We start from the raw sequence: 15,852 nt of genomic DNA on the forward strand, positions 1-15,852 counted from the left end.
CGGAACGGGGACTTCACGATGATCACAAGACCACCCCAGCTTCGCAAACGCGCCATCCGTCTCGGTGGCGCGCTCGTTGGCATGGCGCTCGCGCTCGGCGGGTGCCAGCATGACGAAGTCGTCACGGCCTCCATTCCCGACGACTACAAGCAGCGCCATCCGATCGCGATCGAAGAGCAAAATCGTTCGATCGTCGTTTTCGTCGGCCATGCCCGCGGCGGATTGACCGCCGCCCAGCGCGCGGACGTGATGGGTGTCGCATCGGCATGGTTGCACGAAGGCACGGGCGCCATCCGTATCGACGTGCCGTCCGGCACGCCCAATGCGCGTCCGGTCGCGGACACGATGCGTGAAATCCAGGCGATGCTGGCGGGAGCAGGCGTTCCGCCGCGCGGCGTCAACGTTCGCCCCTACCAGCCGGAAGACAGGCGCTTCCTGCCGCCGATCCGGCTCACTTATTCCAAGATCGCCGCGGTCGCGGGTCCCTGCGGCCTGTGGCCGGAGGACGTCGGCCCTTCGATCAAGAACAAGAGATGGTTCGAGAACAAGGACTATTACAATTACGGCTGCGCCTATCAGCGCAACCTCGCAGCGATGGTCGACAATCCGTCGGACCTCGAGCAGCCGCGGCCTGAAACTCCGTCCTACACGGCACGGCGCATCACCGCTCTCGAGAAATATCGCAAGGGTCTCACGACGGCGACCACCTATCCCGAGGCCGACAAGGCCAAGCTCAGCGACACCGGCAAATGATCAGCTACGCTCGCCAGACACACGAAGAGCAGCCGGACGCAGCTCCTCCGCCGGTCGAGGAGCATATTGCGCCCGCGCCGCGCGTCTCGGTCCAAGCTTTCTGCGAGACCGTGGAAACCGCCGCCGCGGTCCAGTCGGCCGGCGAAGACCGCCGCCTCGGCAAGGCCCATCTGAAAATCCAGATGGGCGGCATGGCCGCTGCAACCGAGGCCTACCGCTCGGCCCCGACGCCGAACGTCATCGTGCTCGAAAGCGACGGACGCAACGACCTGCTGGGCGGGCTCGACCAGCTCGCCACCGTCTGCGACGCCGGCACCCGCGTGGTCGTGATCGGCCGCATCAACGACGTCACACTCTACCGTGAGCTGGTGCGCCGCGGTGTCAGCGACTACGTGCTCGCGCCGGTCGGCGCGATCGACGTCGTGCGCTCGATCTGCAACCTGTTCTCCGCCCCGGAAGCCAAGGCGGTCGGCCGCATCATCGCCGTGGTCGGCGCCAAGGGCGGCGTCGGGGCTTCCACCATCTCCCATAATGTCGCCTGGGCGATCGCGCGCGACCTCGCCATGGACGCCGTCGTCGCCGATCTCGACCTCGCCTTCGGCACCGCCGGGCTGGACTACAACCAGGACCCGCCGCAGGGCATTGCCGACGCCGTGTTCTCGCCCGATCGCGTCGACACCGCCTTCATCGACCGCCTTCTGTCGAAATGCACCGACCATCTCAGCCTGCTGGCGGCGCCGGCGACGCTCGACCGGGTCTATGATTTCGGCACCGACGCCTTCGACGCCGTGTTCGATACCCTGCGCTCCACCATGCCCTGCATCGTGCTCGACATTCCGCACCAATGGTCGGGCTGGACCAAGCGCGCCCTGATCGGGGCGGACGACATCCTGATCGTGGCCGCGCCCGACCTCGCCAATTTGCGCAATACCAAGAACCTGTTCGATCTGTTGAAGGCCGCGCGCCCCAACGACCGGCCACCGCTCTACTGCCTGAACCAGGTCGGCGTGCCGAAGCGCCCCGAAATCGCCGCCGCGGAGTTCGCCAAGGCGATCGAGAGCCAGCCGATCGTCTCGATCCCGTTCGAGCCGCAGATCTTCGGCTCGGCCGCCAACAACGGCCAGATGATCGCGGAGATCTCCGCCAACCACAAGTCGATCGAGATGTTTCTTCAGATCGCCCAGCGCCTGACCGGCCGCAGCGAAACCAAGAAACAAAAGTCGTCCCTGCTTTCACCCCTGATTGACAAGTTGCGGGGAAAATAAGCCGCCGCATGGAGTTGTTAAGTGTTCGGTAAGCGTAGCGGAACAGACACCGACCTTCGGGCGCCCAAGCCGGGCGCCGTGTCGCCCGAGCCTGCCCAGGCTCCGGCGCCGACGGTGTCGCGCGCCCCGCCGCCGCCGGCTGTCGCCTCGCCACCGCTTGCGCCTGCCAAGGCGCCGCCGCCTCCGGCCATGGAGAGCCGGCGGTCGGACAATTATTACGAGGTCAAGGCGACCATCTTCGGCGCGCTGATCGAGGCGATCGACCTCGCTCAGCTCGCCAAGCTCGATTCGGAGTCCGCGCGCGAGGAAATCCGCGACATCGTCAACGAGATCATCGCGATCAAGAACATCGTGATGTCGATCGCCGAGCAGGAGGAACTGCTCGACGACATCTGCAACGACGTTCTCGGATACGGTCCGCTCGAGCCGCTGCTGTCGCGCGACGACATCGCCGACATCATGGTCAACGGCGCCAACACCGTCTACATCGAAGTCGCCGGCAAGATCCAGCGCACGGGAATTCGCTTCCGCGACAACCAGCAGCTCCTCAACATCTGCCAGCGCATCGTCAGCCAGGTCGGCCGGCGCGTCGACGAATCCTCGCCGATCTGCGACGCGCGCCTCGCCGACGGCTCCCGAGTCAACGCCATCGTGCCGCCCCTGTCGATCGACGGCCCCACGCTCACCATCCGCAAATTCAAGAAGGACAAGCTGACGCTCGATCAGCTGGTCAAGTTCGGCGCGATCTCGCCGGAAGGCGCCGAAATCCTCCAGATCATCGGTCGCGTCCGCTGCAACGTGCTGATCTCCGGCGGCACCGGCTCCGGCAAGACCACGCTGCTCAACTGCCTGACCAACTATATCGAGCATGACGAGCGCATCATCACCTGCGAGGACGCCGCCGAGCTCCAGCTCCAGCAGCCTCACGTGGTGCGGCTGGAAACCCGACCGCCCAACATCGAGGGCGAGGGCCAGATCACCATGCGCGAGCTGGTGCGTAACTGCCTGCGTATGCGCCCGGAACGCATCATCGTCGGCGAGGTTCGCGGACCCGAGGCGTTCGACCTGCTCCAGGCCATGAACACCGGCCATGACGGATCGATGGGCACGCTGCACGCCAACAACCCGCGCGAAGCCCTGTCGCGCTGCGAATCCATGATCACGATGGGAGGCTTCTCGCTTCCCTCACGCACCATCCGCGAGATGATCTGCGCCTCCATCGACGTGATCGTCCAGGCTGCGCGCCTGCGCGACGGCTCGCGCCGCATTACCCACATCACCGAGGTGATGGGCATGGAAGGCGACACCATCATCACTCAGGACATCTTCCTCTACGACATGGTCGGCGAGGACGCCAACGGCAAGATCATCGGCCGGCACCGCTCGACCGGCATCGGCCGTCCGAAATTCTGGGAACGCGCCCGCTATTACGGCGACGAGAAGCGCCTTGCCGCTGCGCTGGACGCGGCGGAAGTCGCGCCGAAGACGTGAGCCGTTCAGCATGAACATGCAGGTCCTCGCCCTCGCATTCCTTGCCACCGCGGCGGTCGGCGGCATCGCCTGGGTCTTCCTCTATCCGCTGCTGTCCGGGGAACGAAAGGCCGAAAGCCGCCGCGCTTCGATCTCGCGCGCCGAGGCGCCCACGGCCCGCCAGGCCGAGAAGACCCAGCGCTCGCGCCGCGAGCAGGTCGAGACCACGCTGAAGGATCTCGAGGCGCGACGCCTGCAGGAGAAGAGCGCTCCGCTCCCCGTCCGCCTGTCGCAGGCGGGGCTCGATTGGACGCCGCAGAAATTCTGGATCGTCTCCGCCGTCGTGGCGGGCGCGTTCTTCGCAGCCGCTCTGTTCGCCGGCGGCGGCCTGATCGGTGCTGCCGGCCTCGCCTTTGCCGGCGGGTTCGGCCTGCCGCGCTGGGCGCTGGGCTTCCTGAAAAAGCGGCGCGAGGCCAAGTTCCTGGCGGCGCTGCCCGACGCGGTCGACGTCATCGTCCGCGGCATCAAGGCGGGCCTGCCCTTGTTCGAATCGATCAAGGTCGTCGCGGCCGACGCGCCCGAGCCGCTGCGCAGCGAGTTTCTGGCGATCATCGAGACCCAGGCGATCGGCATGCCGCTCGGCGAGGCCTGCTCGCGGCTCTATGATCGCATGCCGTTGCCGGAGGCCAACTTCTTGGGCATCGTCATCTCGATCCAGCAGAAATCCGGCGGCAACCTCTCCGAAGCGCTCGGCAACCTTTCCAAGGTGCTGCGCGACCGCAAGAAGATGAGGGAAAAGATCCAGGCGATGTCGATGGAAGCCAAGGCCTCGGCCGGCATCATCGGCTCGCTGCCGCCGATCGTGATGTTCCTCGTCTATCTCACGACGCCACATTACATCTCGGTGCTGTGGACCCATCCCACCGGCCAGCTCATGCTGGTCGGCTGCGTCGTCTGGATGGCGGTCGGCATCATGGTGATGAAGAAGATGATCAATTTCGATTTCTGACGGTGCAGTATGGTCCAGTTTCTCGTCGCGAAACTACATGACGTCCATTTCATGACCATGATGCTGGCGGCCATTGCCGCCAGCGCCACCGTCTATACGCTGGTGATGCCGCTGTTCGCCGGCGAAGGCCTCTCCAAACGCATGAAGGCGGTGGCGAGCGAGCGCGAGCGCATCCGGCAGCGGGAGCGTGAGCGCCTTCACAAGAATGAAAAGGTCACGCTACGCCAGACGCCGAAGCAGCTCGTCTCCAAGGTCGTCGAGGACTTCAACCTCACCAAATGGCTCGCGCAGGAAGCCGCGCGCGACAAGCTGATCATGGCGGGTTACCGCGGTCAGGCGCCCTACATCACATTCCTGTTTGCCCGCATGGTCACGCCGATGGTGCTCTTTATCGGCTCGGTCATCTACGTTTTCCTGATCGCGCATCTTCAGCAGGGCATGCCGATCAAGATCGGCATCTGCATCGGCGCCGCCTATCTGGGCCTCCAGGCGCCGATGCTGTTCCTCAGGAATGCGATCTCCAAGCGCCAGCTCTCGATCAAGCGCGCCTTTCCCGATGCGCTCGACCTGCTTCTGATCTGCATCGAATCCGGCATGTCGGTCGAGATGGCGTTCCGGAAAGTCGCCACCGAGATCGTGGGACAGTCGATCGCACTGTCGGAGGAGTTCACGCTGACCACGGCCGAATTATCCTATCTGCAGGATCGCAAGGTCGCTTACGAGAATTTGGCGCGACGCACCGGGCTCGAGGGCGTCAAGTCGGTGTGTCTCGCGCTTCAGCAGGCGGAGCGTTACGGCACCCCGCTCGGACATTCCTTGCGCGTCATGGCGCAGGAAAATCGCGACATGCGCATGAACGAGGCCGAAAAGAAGGCTGCCGCCCTGCCGCCGAAGCTGACCGTGCCGATGATCCTGTTCTTCCTGCCCGTGCTGTTCGTCGTCATTCTCGGACCGACCGGCATCAAGATCTCCGAGATGCAATGACGCAAGACGCGGGTCGCGCACGCGGCTCGCGGTCCGCTTTCAGCATGAGACGATAGAAGAGACGATCAGCTCGGATCAATCGGGCTGGCTGAGCGAGGCGACCGGCGTCCGCTTCGGTGCGCCACGGGGAGCGTCGCTGCGGCTGAGCATCTCCTTGAGATAGGCGACGTTGGCCGCGGCCTGATCCGGTGGCAGATCCGCCTTCACGATGGTCTCGGCTTCGGCGAAGCGACCCTGCAGACCGACGACAAGACCGAGATTCTGCCGCACCCGGATGCTCGCACGCGGCGAGGCGTAGGCCTGCCGTAGCACCTCTTCGGCCTTCGGAAGGTCTCTCGACAACATGTAGGACAGGCCGAGATTAGAGAGCACACCGGGATCACCCGGTGCGATCTTGAGCGCGCTCGCGTAGTAGGAGCGCGCTTCCTCGTGACGACCCATCTGGTCCAGCGCGGTGCCCTGCACCGAAAGCAGGCGCCAATCCGGATTGTCAGGCGAATGCGCTTTCGACAGCACGTCGTAGGCCTGCTGGAAATTACCGTTGTCGGCGAGGGCGCGGCCGTATTGGGCGAGCAGCGCCTTGTTGCCGGGATTGGCGATGGTCGCCTGCTCGAGCACGGCGGCGGCCTGGGCGCGCTGACCGTTGGCGCGCAATGCCTGACCGTAGGCGAGCGCGGCATCGGCATCCTTGGGATTGGCGCGGTAGCGCTCGCCATAGACCTCGACCGCGCGCGCCGGATCGGTGGGAGCCGCCTCTGCCCGTGGCCCGCCGATCGAGCCCGTCACGTCGGAGAGCTTCGACATGCCCGTGCAGCCGCCGAGACCCATGGCCACCGCCGCGACCAGCGAGGTGGACGCAAGAAGCCGAGGAAGACTGAACCGTAGACGCATGACGCTTTGACTCTCGAGCCGATTGATCGAGCCGAACGCGCCAGCAATAGACTGTTAACCCTAACGGCCGGTTAACACCGCTCCCGGGCCGTGCTCTCGTCGATATTCCCGCTCGCAAGCGTCGTCAGGCTTGCGCGTTGGGAATCCAGCAGCAGCAGGTCGAAGGCCGCTCGCGCGAACGCCAGCTCTCAACACGAGATACGTGCGACGACGGTTTTCGTCTCGCCCGATCAATATTCGATGGCAAGCCGTTTGCGGATTTCGTCGACGCGCCTGTCGAGCGCATCGAACCGTGCGTGGACCGAGCGGTCGTGGAGATAGAAGACGTAGCCGCCGGCGAGGAACGCGAAGATCCAATGGTGGTGCTCGACATAGCCGAAAATCGCCTCGATGGCCTCGCCAATGAACGTGACCACGCTCCACACAAATTCCATTGCATTTCCTCCCGGCGCGCCTTGTCGTCGGTCGCCTGATCTCCAACTCTGGCGACCGTTGCCGGAACCTAGCATGGCCCCTTCGCCGCGAGTAGCGGCTCGCTGAACGGCGACAGCAAAGCCGATTGCAGCGGCGGCGAAACTCTGCGAAGTCTCATCCGTTCGCATAACCCGTTCGATCTGACGATCCGGACCCGCCAATGCCCTCTGTCTTCGAGACGTCTTCCGCCGCCATCCCGATCACCTTCGTCACCAAATCGAGCTGGGATCAGGTCGCCGAGGCGTTGCCGCCGCCGCAACGCGCGTTCGCTGCGGCATGCGCCTTTGCCGCCAAGCCGGGCGCCTATCTGGCACTGCCTGCGCCCGATGGCGCAATCGCGCAGGTGCTGTTCGGCCTCGAGGACGAGGGGGCAAGATCGCGCGACCTGTTCCGGCCCGGCGCCCTGCCCGGCCTGCTGCCGCCGGGTATCTATCGCTTTGCCAATGCACCCCACGATGCACGGCTGGCGGCGCTCGCTTTTGCGATGGGGCGCTACCGGTTCGCGCGCTACCGCAAGGCTGACAGGCCCGACGTCCGGCTGGTGCCGCCTGATGGCGTCGATGCGGCCGAAATCGAGCGGATCGCTGACGCGGCGATGCTCGCGCGCGACCTCATCAACACGCCGTCCAACGACATGGGGCCGGCGGAGCTGGCCGCCGCCGCGCAAGACCTCGCCGCGGAGTTCGGCGCAAGCTTCGCCTGCACCGTCGGCGACGATCTGGAGAAGAACTTCCCGCTGATCCACGCCGTCGGCATGGCCTCCAGCCGCGCGCCGCGGCTGATCGACATCGGCTGGGGCGATCCAGATCATCCCAAGGTGACGCTTGTCGGCAAGGGCGTCTGCTTCGACACCGGCGGGCTCGACCTGAAGCCGTCGAGCGGCATGCTGATCATGAAGAAGGACATGGGCGGCGCCGCCAACGTGCTGGCGCTGGCGCGCATGGTGATGGATGCGAAGCTGAAGGTGCGGCTGCGCGTGCTGATTCCAGCGGTGGAGAACGCGGTCGCCGGCAACGCCTTCCGCCCGCTCGACATCTTCACCTCGCGCAAGGGCATCACGGTGGAGATCGGCAATACCGACGCCGAAGGCCGGCTGGTGCTCGCCGACGCGCTGGCATTGGCCGATGAGGAAAAGCCCGATCTGCTGATCGATCTGGGCACGCTGACCGGCGCCGCGCGTGTCGCGCTGGGACCGGATTTACCGCCCTTTTACACCAATGATGAGAGCCTTGCCGCCGATGTCGCGCGCTGTGCGGTGCAGGAGAACGATCCGTTGTGGCGCATGCCGCTGTGGCCGGCTTACGATGCGTGGCTGGACTCCAAGACGGCCACCATCACCAACGCACCATCCGGCGGCTTTGCCGGCTCGATCACCTGCGCGCTGTTCCTGCAACGCTTCGTCGAGCACGCGAAGAGCTGGCTGCATGTCGACATCTACGGCTGGACACCGTCGGCAAAGCCGGCCCGTCCCGAAGGCGGCGAGTGCCAGGCCGCGCGCGCGATCTATACTTTGCTGAGCGAGCGCTATGCATGATCCGCGACTAACACCGGCGCGGGGCGACCTCGCCGCGAAATACCTCGAAGGCAAGGTCGAGGCGGATCGCTTCGTCGCCGGCGAAGAATTCGAGGTGGTTGATCCGGTCGCGCCGGTACGCGAGCAGCCGTCTTCGGGCGCGATGCTGATGACGGAGGCATTGCGCGGTGAACGCGTCACGGTCTACGACCGCAACAGCGAGGGCTGGGCGTGGGGCCAGCTCAATGGCGACGGCTATGTCGGCTGGCTGCCGGATGCAGCGCTCATGAAACCCTCGGCGACGCCGACCCATGTGGTCAGCGCGCTGCGGACGTTCGCCTTCCCCGGCCCCTCGATCAAGCTGCCGCCGGCCGACACGCTCGTGATGGGATCCAGGCTGGCTGTGGCGCGCGAGGACGGCAGCTTCGCCGTCACGCGCGAGGGCAGTTACCTGCCGAAGGCGCATCTCGCCCCGCTCGATCATCGCGAGCCGGACTTCGTTGCGGTCGCCGACCGCTTCGTCGGCACGCCCTATCTCTGGGGCGGCAAGAGCAGTTTCGGCATCGATTGCTCCGGCCTCGTCCAGGTCTCGCTGACATCGGCGGGAATCGGCTGCCCACGCGACAGCGACATGCAGCTGGCCGGTCTCGGCCGCGCACTGGAGCCGCATGAGCGAAGCAGCTTGCTACGCGGCGATCTGATCTTCTGGAAGGGCCACGTTGCCATCGTGCGCGATGGCAGCACCATGGTTCACGCCAACGCGTATCACATGGCGACGGTGATCGAACCGATCCAGCCGGCAATTGCGCGGATCAGGCAGGCCGGCAGCGAGGTCGTTGCGATCAAGCGGCTCTAGGGCCGTGGATCGAGAGGATCGTACTCGATCTTTTTTCTCGGCATCCGAACAGGTTTCGGACGCGGTTGCGGACGGAACGGGCGCATTAGCACTGGCAGAATGGTTTACCTTGCGGCGCAGCTACGGAACAACGTTACATCTGAGGTGATTTGCGGAACGAAACGCGGCGTCAGTCTTTCTTTGGCTTTGGGAGGTGCCCATGAGTTCTCAGGCCAGAGAAGGCGCGTGTGCGTTCGCTTGGCGAAACTACTTGCTGCTCCATAGCGGCATCAGCGAGAACGACGACAGGCGTTCCGCCCTCTACAGCTACATCTCCAATCTTCGCGACACCTGCGAGGACGATTTCGATCTCTTGCAGATAGCCGCGGTCGCCTACTTGAAAAAGCTGGATGAACTGCATGACGACCAATGCGCGCGCCGCGCGGCAGATCAACTTCTGGCCGAACGCTTGGAAGCAAGCAGTTCACAACAGGACAGATAGCTTAGGTCATGACACCAGAGCGAAGGAGCGAGCAGCATGGCAGACGACACCAATGCAAACCGTTTCGTGCGCGACCCTCAACGGCGCATCGCCGCAGCGACAGCAATTGGCATGAATGCCTTGAAGCCGATGATGCACTTCCAGGTCTCAATGCTGAGGATGTGGGCCGATAGTATCGAGAGGCTCGAGGCCAATTACGACAAGAACCTGGAAGACACTGCGACCAGGGTCGAGGAAGCGTCAGACAAGGAACGCGCCGCGTAACATCAAGGCGGGCCTGTTCCGGTGAAACGCTCAGGGCGCCGCGATGTCGCTCGCCTGGGATGACGGGCTACGTCGCCACCGACCCGTTGCCCGCTGTCTCGAGCCGGAACGCCGCCGCGAACAGCGCGCGTGTGTAATCGGTCTTCGGATTCTTGAATAGCTCGGCGGCCTGTCCCTCTTCGACGACCTTGCCGCCGCGCATCACGATCAGGTGGCTCGCAAGCGAGGCGACGACGCGTAGATCGTGCGAGATGAACATGTAGGTGAGCTCGCGCTTGCGCTGGAGTTCGCGCAACAGATCGACCATCTGCGCCTGGAACAGCATGTCGAGCGCGCTGGTCGGCTCGTCGAGCACGACGAAGTCCGGCTCCAGCACCACGGCCCGCGCGATGCTGATGCGCTGGCGCTGGCCGCCGGAGAATTCGTGGGGATAGCGGTAGCGGGTATCGGGCTTCAGCCCGACGTCTTCCAGCGCCTTGACGACGCGCGCCTCGCGTTCCTCGCGCGACAGCCCCGGCTGATGCACGGAGAGACCTTCGGCGATGATGTCGGCGACCGACATGCGCGGGCTGAGCGAGCCGAACGGGTCCTGGAACACGATCTGCATGTCGCGCCGGAACGGCCGCATCTCCTTGAAGCGCAGGCCCTGGATGTCCTTGCCCAGGAACACGATGCGTCCGTTCGAGGAGATCAGCCGCAGCAATGCCAGCCCCAGCGTGGTCTTGCCCGAGCCTGACTCGCCGACCACACCGAGCGTCTCGCCCTTGCGCACGGCGATGCTGACGCCGTCGACCGCCTTGATGTGGCCGACGGTCTTGCGCATCAGGCCGCGCTTGATCGGAAACCAGACCTTCAGCTCGTTGGCGGACATCACCACCGGGGCACCCGGCTGCGGCGGTGCCGGATCGGGCTTCGGTTCCGCCGCGAGCAGGTCGCGCGTATAGGGATGTTTCGGGCTCTTGAAGACCTGCTCGACCGGCCCCTGCTCGACGATCTCGCCGCTCTTCATGACACAGACGGTGTCGGCGATGCGGCGCACGATGCCGAGATCGTGGGTGATGAAGAGCAGGCTCATGCCGAGCCGCGAGCGGATCTCGGCGAGCAGCGCCAGGATCTGCGCCTGCACGGTGACGTCGAGCGCCGTGGTGGGCTCGTCCGCGATCAACAGATCGGGCTCATTGGCGAGCGCCATCGCGATCATCACACGCTGGCGCTGACCGCCGGAGAGCTGATGCGGATAGCTCTTCAGTCGCGTCTCCGGCTCGGGAATACCGACCTGCGTCAGCAATTCCAGCGTCCGCCGGCGCGCCTCCGCATTGCTGGTCGGATTGTGCAGCTGGATGATCTCGCCGATCTGCGCCTCGATCGTGTGCAGCGGATTGAGCGAGGTCATCGGCTCCTGGAAAATGATGGAGATGTCGCTGCCGCGAATCTCCCGCATCTCCTGCTCGGATCGGTCGATCAGCTCCTGCCCCTTGAAGCGGATGCTGCCCGAGGGGTGCGAGGCGTTCGGATAGGGCAAAAGCTTGAGAATCGAGAGCGCGCTGACGGATTTGCCGGAGCCGGATTCGCCGACCAAAGCCAGGCATTCGCCGCGCTTGATCTGGAACGAGACCTTGTCGACCGCGAGCGTGGTGGTGCCGCCCTGGTGGAAAGCCACCGACAGGTCGCGCACGCTGAGCAGGGGCTGGTTGATCGCATCCATGGCCTTACCTGAACGTCTTGCGCGGATCGAAGGCGTCGCGCACCGCTTCGCCGATGAAGATCAGGAGCGACAGCATGCTCGCGACCGAGAAGAAGCCGGAGAAGCCGAGCCAGGGGGCCTGCACATTGGCCTTGGCCTGCGACAGCAATTCGCCGAGCGAAGGCGATCCTGGCGGCAGGCCGAAGCCAAGGAAGTCCAGCGCCGTCAGCGTCATCACCGAGCTCGACACGATGAAGGGCAGAAACGTCATGGTCGCGACCATCGCGTTCGGCAACAGGTGGCGGAACATGATGACGGGATTGGAGACGCCGAGCGCCCGTGCCGCCTGGATGTATTCGAAGTTGCGCCCGCGCAGGAACTCGGCCCGCACCAGACCCACCAGCGAGACCCAGGAGAATAGCAGGAGGATGCCAAGCAGCACGAAGAAGCCGGGCACGAGCACCGACGACAGGATCAGCAGAAGATAGAGCGAGGGAATCGCCGTCCAGATCTCGATAAAGCGCTGGAAGATGAGATCGACCCGGCCGCCGAAATATCCCTGCACCGCACCCGCCGCGATGCCGATAACGGACGAGACGATCGTGAGGCAAAGGCCGAATAGCACCGAGATGCGGAAGCCATAGATCAGCCGCGCGACCACGTCGCGCCCCTGATCGTCCGTCCCGAGCCAGTTATATTCGAGGTCGCGGCAACTCTTCAGCCCCTTCTTCTCCACCACCGGCTTGCATTGCGCTTCCGTCAGCATCCATGTCGGCGGTGACGGCGCAGGCGTCGGCAGGTCCAGATTGTGGGTGTCGTAAGAATAACGGATCAGGGGCCAGACGATGCTGCCGCCCTTGTCCTTGATCAGCTTCTGCAAATAGGGATCGCGATAGTCGGCCGCGGTTTCGAAGTCGCCGCCGAAGGTGGTTTCCGAATAGGTCACGAACGCGGGCCAATAGAGCCGGCCGTCGAACTTGATCAGGAAAGGCCGATCGTTGGCGATCAACTCCGCGAACAGCGAGACCACGAACAGGGCGATGAATATCCAGAAGGACCAGTAGCCGCGGCGGTTCGCCTTGAAGTTCTGCCACCGCCGCCTGTTGAGCGGTGAAGGCGCGAAGGGCTTGCGCGTGATCGGGACGACCTCGCCCAGCGGGGACTGGGTCGTGGTCTCGATCGGCGTCGGCGCGGTAACCGTCATCAGACCTCCCGCGCCTCGAAATCGATCCGTGGGTCGATCCACATATAGGTGAGGTCGGAGATCAAATTGATCACGAGGCCGACCAGCGAAAAGATGTAGAGCGTGCCGAACACCACGGGATAGTCGCGATTGAGCACGCTCTCGAAGCTGAGCAGCCCCAGCCCGTCGAGCGAGAAGATGGTCTCGATCAGAAGCGAGCCCGAAAAGAACGCGTGGATGAAGGTCCCGGGGAAGCCCGCGATCACGATCAGCATCGCATTGCGGAAGACGTGGCCGTAAAGCACCCGGCCCTCGCCGCAGCCCTTGGCGCGCGCAGTCATGACGTATTGCTTGCGGATTTCGTCCAGGAACGAATTCTTCGTCAGGAACGTCATGGTGGTGAAGGCACCGAGCCCCATGGCGATCAACGGCAGCGTCAGATGCCAGAAATAATCGATAATCTTCCAGTACCAGGGAAACTGCGACCAGCCGTCGGAGGTCAGTCCGCGCAGCGGAAACCAATTGAAGAAGGAACCGCCGGCAAACAGGATGATGAGGAGGATTGCGAACAGAAAGCCGGGAATGGCATAGCCCAGCACGAGAACGGTCGATGTCCAGGTGTCGAAGCGCGTGCCGTCCTTCACCGCCTTGCGGATGCCGAGTGGAATCGAGATCAGATAGGTGATCAGCGTCAGCCACAGGCCGAGCGAGATCGAGACCGGCAGCTTCTCCTTGATCAGTTGCAGAACGCTGACGTCGCGGAAATAGCTCTTGCCGAAATCGAAGCGGGCGAAATTCCAGACCATCAGGGCGAAGCGTTCCGGTGCCGGCTTGTCGAAGCCGAACTGCACCTCGAGCTTCTTGATGAAGTCAGGATCAAGGCCCTGCGCGCCGCGATATTTCGAGTTGATGGCGTCGCCACCGGCCCCGACTTGCCCGGGCGCGCGCTGCGCAAAGTCGCTGCCGCCCGAAATCCGCGAAGTGCCGCCGGTGTCGGCCCCGGAGAGCTGCGCGATCACGCGCTCGACCGGGCCGCCCGGCGCGAACTGCACGACAACGAAGGACACGAAGAGGATTCCGAGCAGCGTCGGAATCATCAGGAGGATGCGGCGGGCGATATAGGCGCTCATGGTTACTTCGCCTGCTCGAGCTTGGCGGCCTTGGCAGGTTCATGCCACCAGATATCGGGCGCGCCGACGCCATTGGCATAGCGCGGCAGCTTCTGCGGATGGCCGAACTGATCCCAATAAGCCAGCCGGTGCGTCTTGTTGTACCATTGCGGCACCCAATAGCGGCCAGTGCGGAACAGGCGATCGAAGGCGCGGCAGGCGATGCTCAATTCCTCGCGGCTGTCGGCCGCCATGATCTTCTCGATCATGGCGTCGATGGCCGGACTGGCGACGCCCGCGAGATTGTACGAGCCCTTGGTGTTCGCGACCTGCGAGGAGAAGAACGCGCGCATGGCATCGCCCGGCGTCGCCGACATGCTGAAACGCTGGATCGTCATGTCAAAGTCGAAATCCTCCACGCGCGAGCGATATTGCACGGCATCGACGAGGCGGAGGCTCGCCTCGATGCCGAGCGTCCCCAAGTTCTTGATATACGGCGCGTGATGCGGCTGGAGCGAGGGCTCCTCCGCCAGGAATTCAATCTTGAACACCTCTCCGCTCGGCAGCATTCGCTTGCCGTCCTTGATCGGAAAGCCGGCTTCGTTGAGCAGCTGCTGCGACTTGCGCAAGAGAGCTCGATCCTGCCCCGATCCGTCGGAAACCGGCGGCGCGAAGGACGCAGCGAACACCTCGTCGGGAACCTGCCCGCGGAATGGCTCGAGCAGCTTCAGCTCTTCCGGCGACGGAGGGCCATTGCTAGCCATGAGATCGGAATTCTGGAACGGTGACACCGTACGGGCATAGGCGCCGTACATGATGGTCTTGTTGGTCCATTCGAAGTCGAAAGCGTCGATCAGGGCCTCACGTACGCGGGGATCCCTGAATTTCTCGCGCCGGGTATTGATGAACCAGCCCTGCGCGCCGGATGGCGTGTCGTCGGGCACGATCTCGAGCTTGACGCGGCCATCCTTCACGGCCGCGAAGTCGTATCGCGTCGCCCAGATGCGTGAGGTGAACTCTTCCCGGTAGAGATAGTTCTTGCCGGTAAACCCTTCGAAAGCGACGTCGCGGTCGCGATAGAACTCATAGCGCACGACATCGAAATTATAGGCACCGCGGCAGGGCGGCAGATCGGAAGCCCACCAGTCCTTCACCCGCTCATACTCGATATAGCGATTGACCTCGAACTTGCCGACCTTGTACGGACCGGAGCCCAGCGGGGTCTCCAGCGACGATTCATCGAACGGGCGAGACGCGTAGTAGGCCTTCGAGAAGATCGGCAGGCTGGCGGCATAGAGCGGCACGTCGCGCGCCCGGCCCTTGGCAAAGGTGACGACGAGCGTTGCATCGTCGACCGCCTCTGCGCTGACCATGTCGCGCAGCTGCACGAGGATCAGGGGATGTCCCTTGGTCTTCAGCGTCATCAGCGAAAACGCCGCATCATGCGCGGTGAGCTTCGTGCCGTCGTGGAATTTCGCCTCCGGCCGCATCGTGAAGCGGTAGACCAGCTTGTCCGGCGATATCTGCACGGATTTGGCGGCAAGCCCGTACATCGCATCAGGCTCGTCGCTTGCGCGCACCATCAGTGGCGCAAACGTCATGTCCATGCCCTGAGCGCCGTCGCCCTTCAGGATGAAGGCGTTGAGCGAGTTGAAGGTCTGGTAGGATTGGTTGTAGGCGCGCACCGACGGAATGAGTGAGAACGTGCCGCCTTTCGGCGCATCGACGTTGACGTAGTCGAAATGGTGGAAGTCGGCGGGATATTTGAGATCGCCGAACGCCGAGATACCGTGAGCCTCGATCCCCGCTTCCGATGCATGCGCTCCGCGCCACGGCTGCGCGCCCAGCGACATCCCGAGGGTGCCGCCGACACCGAGGGCCAGCACGTGGCGGCGTGACATCTGCGTCATGCGGGG

General features: G+C 64.1%; 15 protein-coding genes. 9 read left to right on the top strand and 6 right to left on the bottom strand.

Translation table 11 applies throughout. The features are described from left to right. The first annotated feature begins 18 nt into the window (after positions 1 to 18). From GGD61_RS22905 to GGD61_RS22925, 5 genes are read left to right on the top strand one after another with little or no spacing between them, the layout of a single operon-like run. Entirely contained in the window at positions 19 to 753 is a 735-nt protein-coding gene (locus GGD61_RS22905) for a CpaD family pilus assembly protein (RefSeq protein WP_092254374.1), read from the top strand. Then, positions 750 to 2,018 carry an AAA family ATPase gene (locus tag GGD61_RS22910; RefSeq protein WP_018318787.1) on the top strand — a complete coding sequence of 423 codons (1,269 nt, stop codon included), beginning with the start codon at positions 750 to 752 and terminating at the stop codon, positions 2,016 to 2,018. Before GGD61_RS22905 ends, GGD61_RS22910 begins: the two co-directional genes overlap by 4 nt. A gap of 21 nt (positions 2,019 to 2,039) precedes the next feature. Then, positions 2,040 to 3,509 (top strand): CpaF family protein, encoded by a 1,470-nt coding sequence (locus GGD61_RS22915; protein WP_018318788.1) that lies wholly within the window; start codon positions 2,040 to 2,042, stop codon positions 3,507 to 3,509. Between the two features lie 10 nt (positions 3,510 to 3,519). Continuing rightward, on the top strand, positions 3,520 to 4,497 hold the full coding sequence (locus GGD61_RS22920; RefSeq protein ID WP_092254372.1) for a type II secretion system F family protein: 978 nt from the start codon (positions 3,520 to 3,522) through the stop codon (positions 4,495 to 4,497). A 9-nt stretch (positions 4,498 to 4,506) separates the two neighbouring features. After that, positions 4,507 to 5,481, top strand: coding sequence for a type II secretion system F family protein (locus tag GGD61_RS22925; protein ID WP_018318790.1), 975 nt, complete (start codon positions 4,507 to 4,509; stop codon positions 5,479 to 5,481). Between the two features lie 75 nt (positions 5,482 to 5,556). On the opposite strand, the gene GGD61_RS22930 is transcribed toward GGD61_RS22925, so the two are convergent. Both GGD61_RS22930 and GGD61_RS22935 read right to left on the bottom strand, forming a co-directional pair. Further along, positions 5,557 to 6,372, bottom strand: coding sequence for a tetratricopeptide repeat protein (locus tag GGD61_RS22930; RefSeq protein WP_092254370.1), 816 nt, complete (start codon positions 6,370 to 6,372; stop codon positions 5,557 to 5,559). Between the two features lie 230 nt (positions 6,373 to 6,602). Then, positions 6,603 to 6,806, bottom strand: coding sequence for a hypothetical protein (locus GGD61_RS22935; RefSeq protein ID WP_018318792.1), 204 nt, complete (start codon positions 6,804 to 6,806; stop codon positions 6,603 to 6,605). 200 nt (positions 6,807 to 7,006) lie between these two features. Here GGD61_RS22935 and GGD61_RS22940 point away from each other — a divergent pair, with 200 nt between their 5' ends. The 4 genes from GGD61_RS22940 (at position 7,007) to GGD61_RS22955 (ending at position 9,960) form a co-directional block, all read left to right on the top strand. Beyond that, on the top strand, positions 7,007 to 8,380 hold the full coding sequence (locus GGD61_RS22940) for a M17 family metallopeptidase (protein ID WP_092254368.1): 1,374 nt from the start codon (positions 7,007 to 7,009) through the stop codon (positions 8,378 to 8,380). Continuing rightward, on the top strand, positions 8,373 to 9,215 hold the full coding sequence (locus GGD61_RS22945; protein ID WP_092254366.1) for a C40 family peptidase: 843 nt from the start codon (positions 8,373 to 8,375) through the stop codon (positions 9,213 to 9,215). Before GGD61_RS22940 ends, GGD61_RS22945 begins: the two co-directional genes overlap by 8 nt. Before the next feature lie 199 nt (positions 9,216 to 9,414). Then, positions 9,415 to 9,696 (top strand): hypothetical protein, encoded by a 282-nt coding sequence (locus GGD61_RS22950; RefSeq protein ID WP_092254365.1) that lies wholly within the window; start codon positions 9,415 to 9,417, stop codon positions 9,694 to 9,696. A 36-nt stretch (positions 9,697 to 9,732) separates the two neighbouring features. Beyond that, complete coding sequence (locus tag GGD61_RS22955; protein WP_092254363.1) at positions 9,733 to 9,960, top strand: hypothetical protein; 228 nt, start codon at positions 9,733 to 9,735, stop codon at positions 9,958 to 9,960. Positions 9,961 to 10,027: 67 nt separating this feature from the next. Here the strand turns inward: GGD61_RS22955 and GGD61_RS22960 are convergent, their stop codons facing one another. The 4 genes from GGD61_RS22960 to GGD61_RS22975 are packed head-to-tail and all read right to left on the bottom strand — an operon-like array spanning position 10,028 to position 15,846. Further along, positions 10,028 to 11,665 (bottom strand): ABC transporter ATP-binding protein, encoded by a 1,638-nt coding sequence (locus GGD61_RS22960; RefSeq protein WP_018318797.1) that lies wholly within the window; start codon positions 11,663 to 11,665, stop codon positions 10,028 to 10,030. A gap of 4 nt (positions 11,666 to 11,669) precedes the next feature. After that, positions 11,670 to 12,848 carry an ABC transporter permease gene (locus GGD61_RS22965; RefSeq protein ID WP_026202073.1) on the bottom strand — a complete coding sequence of 393 codons (1,179 nt, stop codon included), beginning with the start codon at positions 12,846 to 12,848 and terminating at the stop codon, positions 11,670 to 11,672. After that, positions 12,848 to 13,957 carry a microcin C ABC transporter permease YejB gene (locus GGD61_RS22970; RefSeq protein WP_092254361.1) on the bottom strand — a complete coding sequence of 370 codons (1,110 nt, stop codon included), beginning with the start codon at positions 13,955 to 13,957 and terminating at the stop codon, positions 12,848 to 12,850. The genes GGD61_RS22965 and GGD61_RS22970 overlap by 1 nt, the downstream gene beginning before the upstream one ends. Positions 13,958 to 13,959: 2 nt before the next feature. After that, positions 13,960 to 15,846 (bottom strand): extracellular solute-binding protein, encoded by a 1,887-nt coding sequence (locus GGD61_RS22975; RefSeq protein WP_183231191.1) that lies wholly within the window; start codon positions 15,844 to 15,846, stop codon positions 13,960 to 13,962. Positions 15,847 to 15,852 lie beyond the last annotated feature (6 nt).

The sequence above is a fragment of the Bradyrhizobium sp. SBR1B genome (genome assembly GCF_014198205.1).
GTDB lineage: Bacteria > Pseudomonadota > Alphaproteobacteria > Rhizobiales > Xanthobacteraceae > Bradyrhizobium.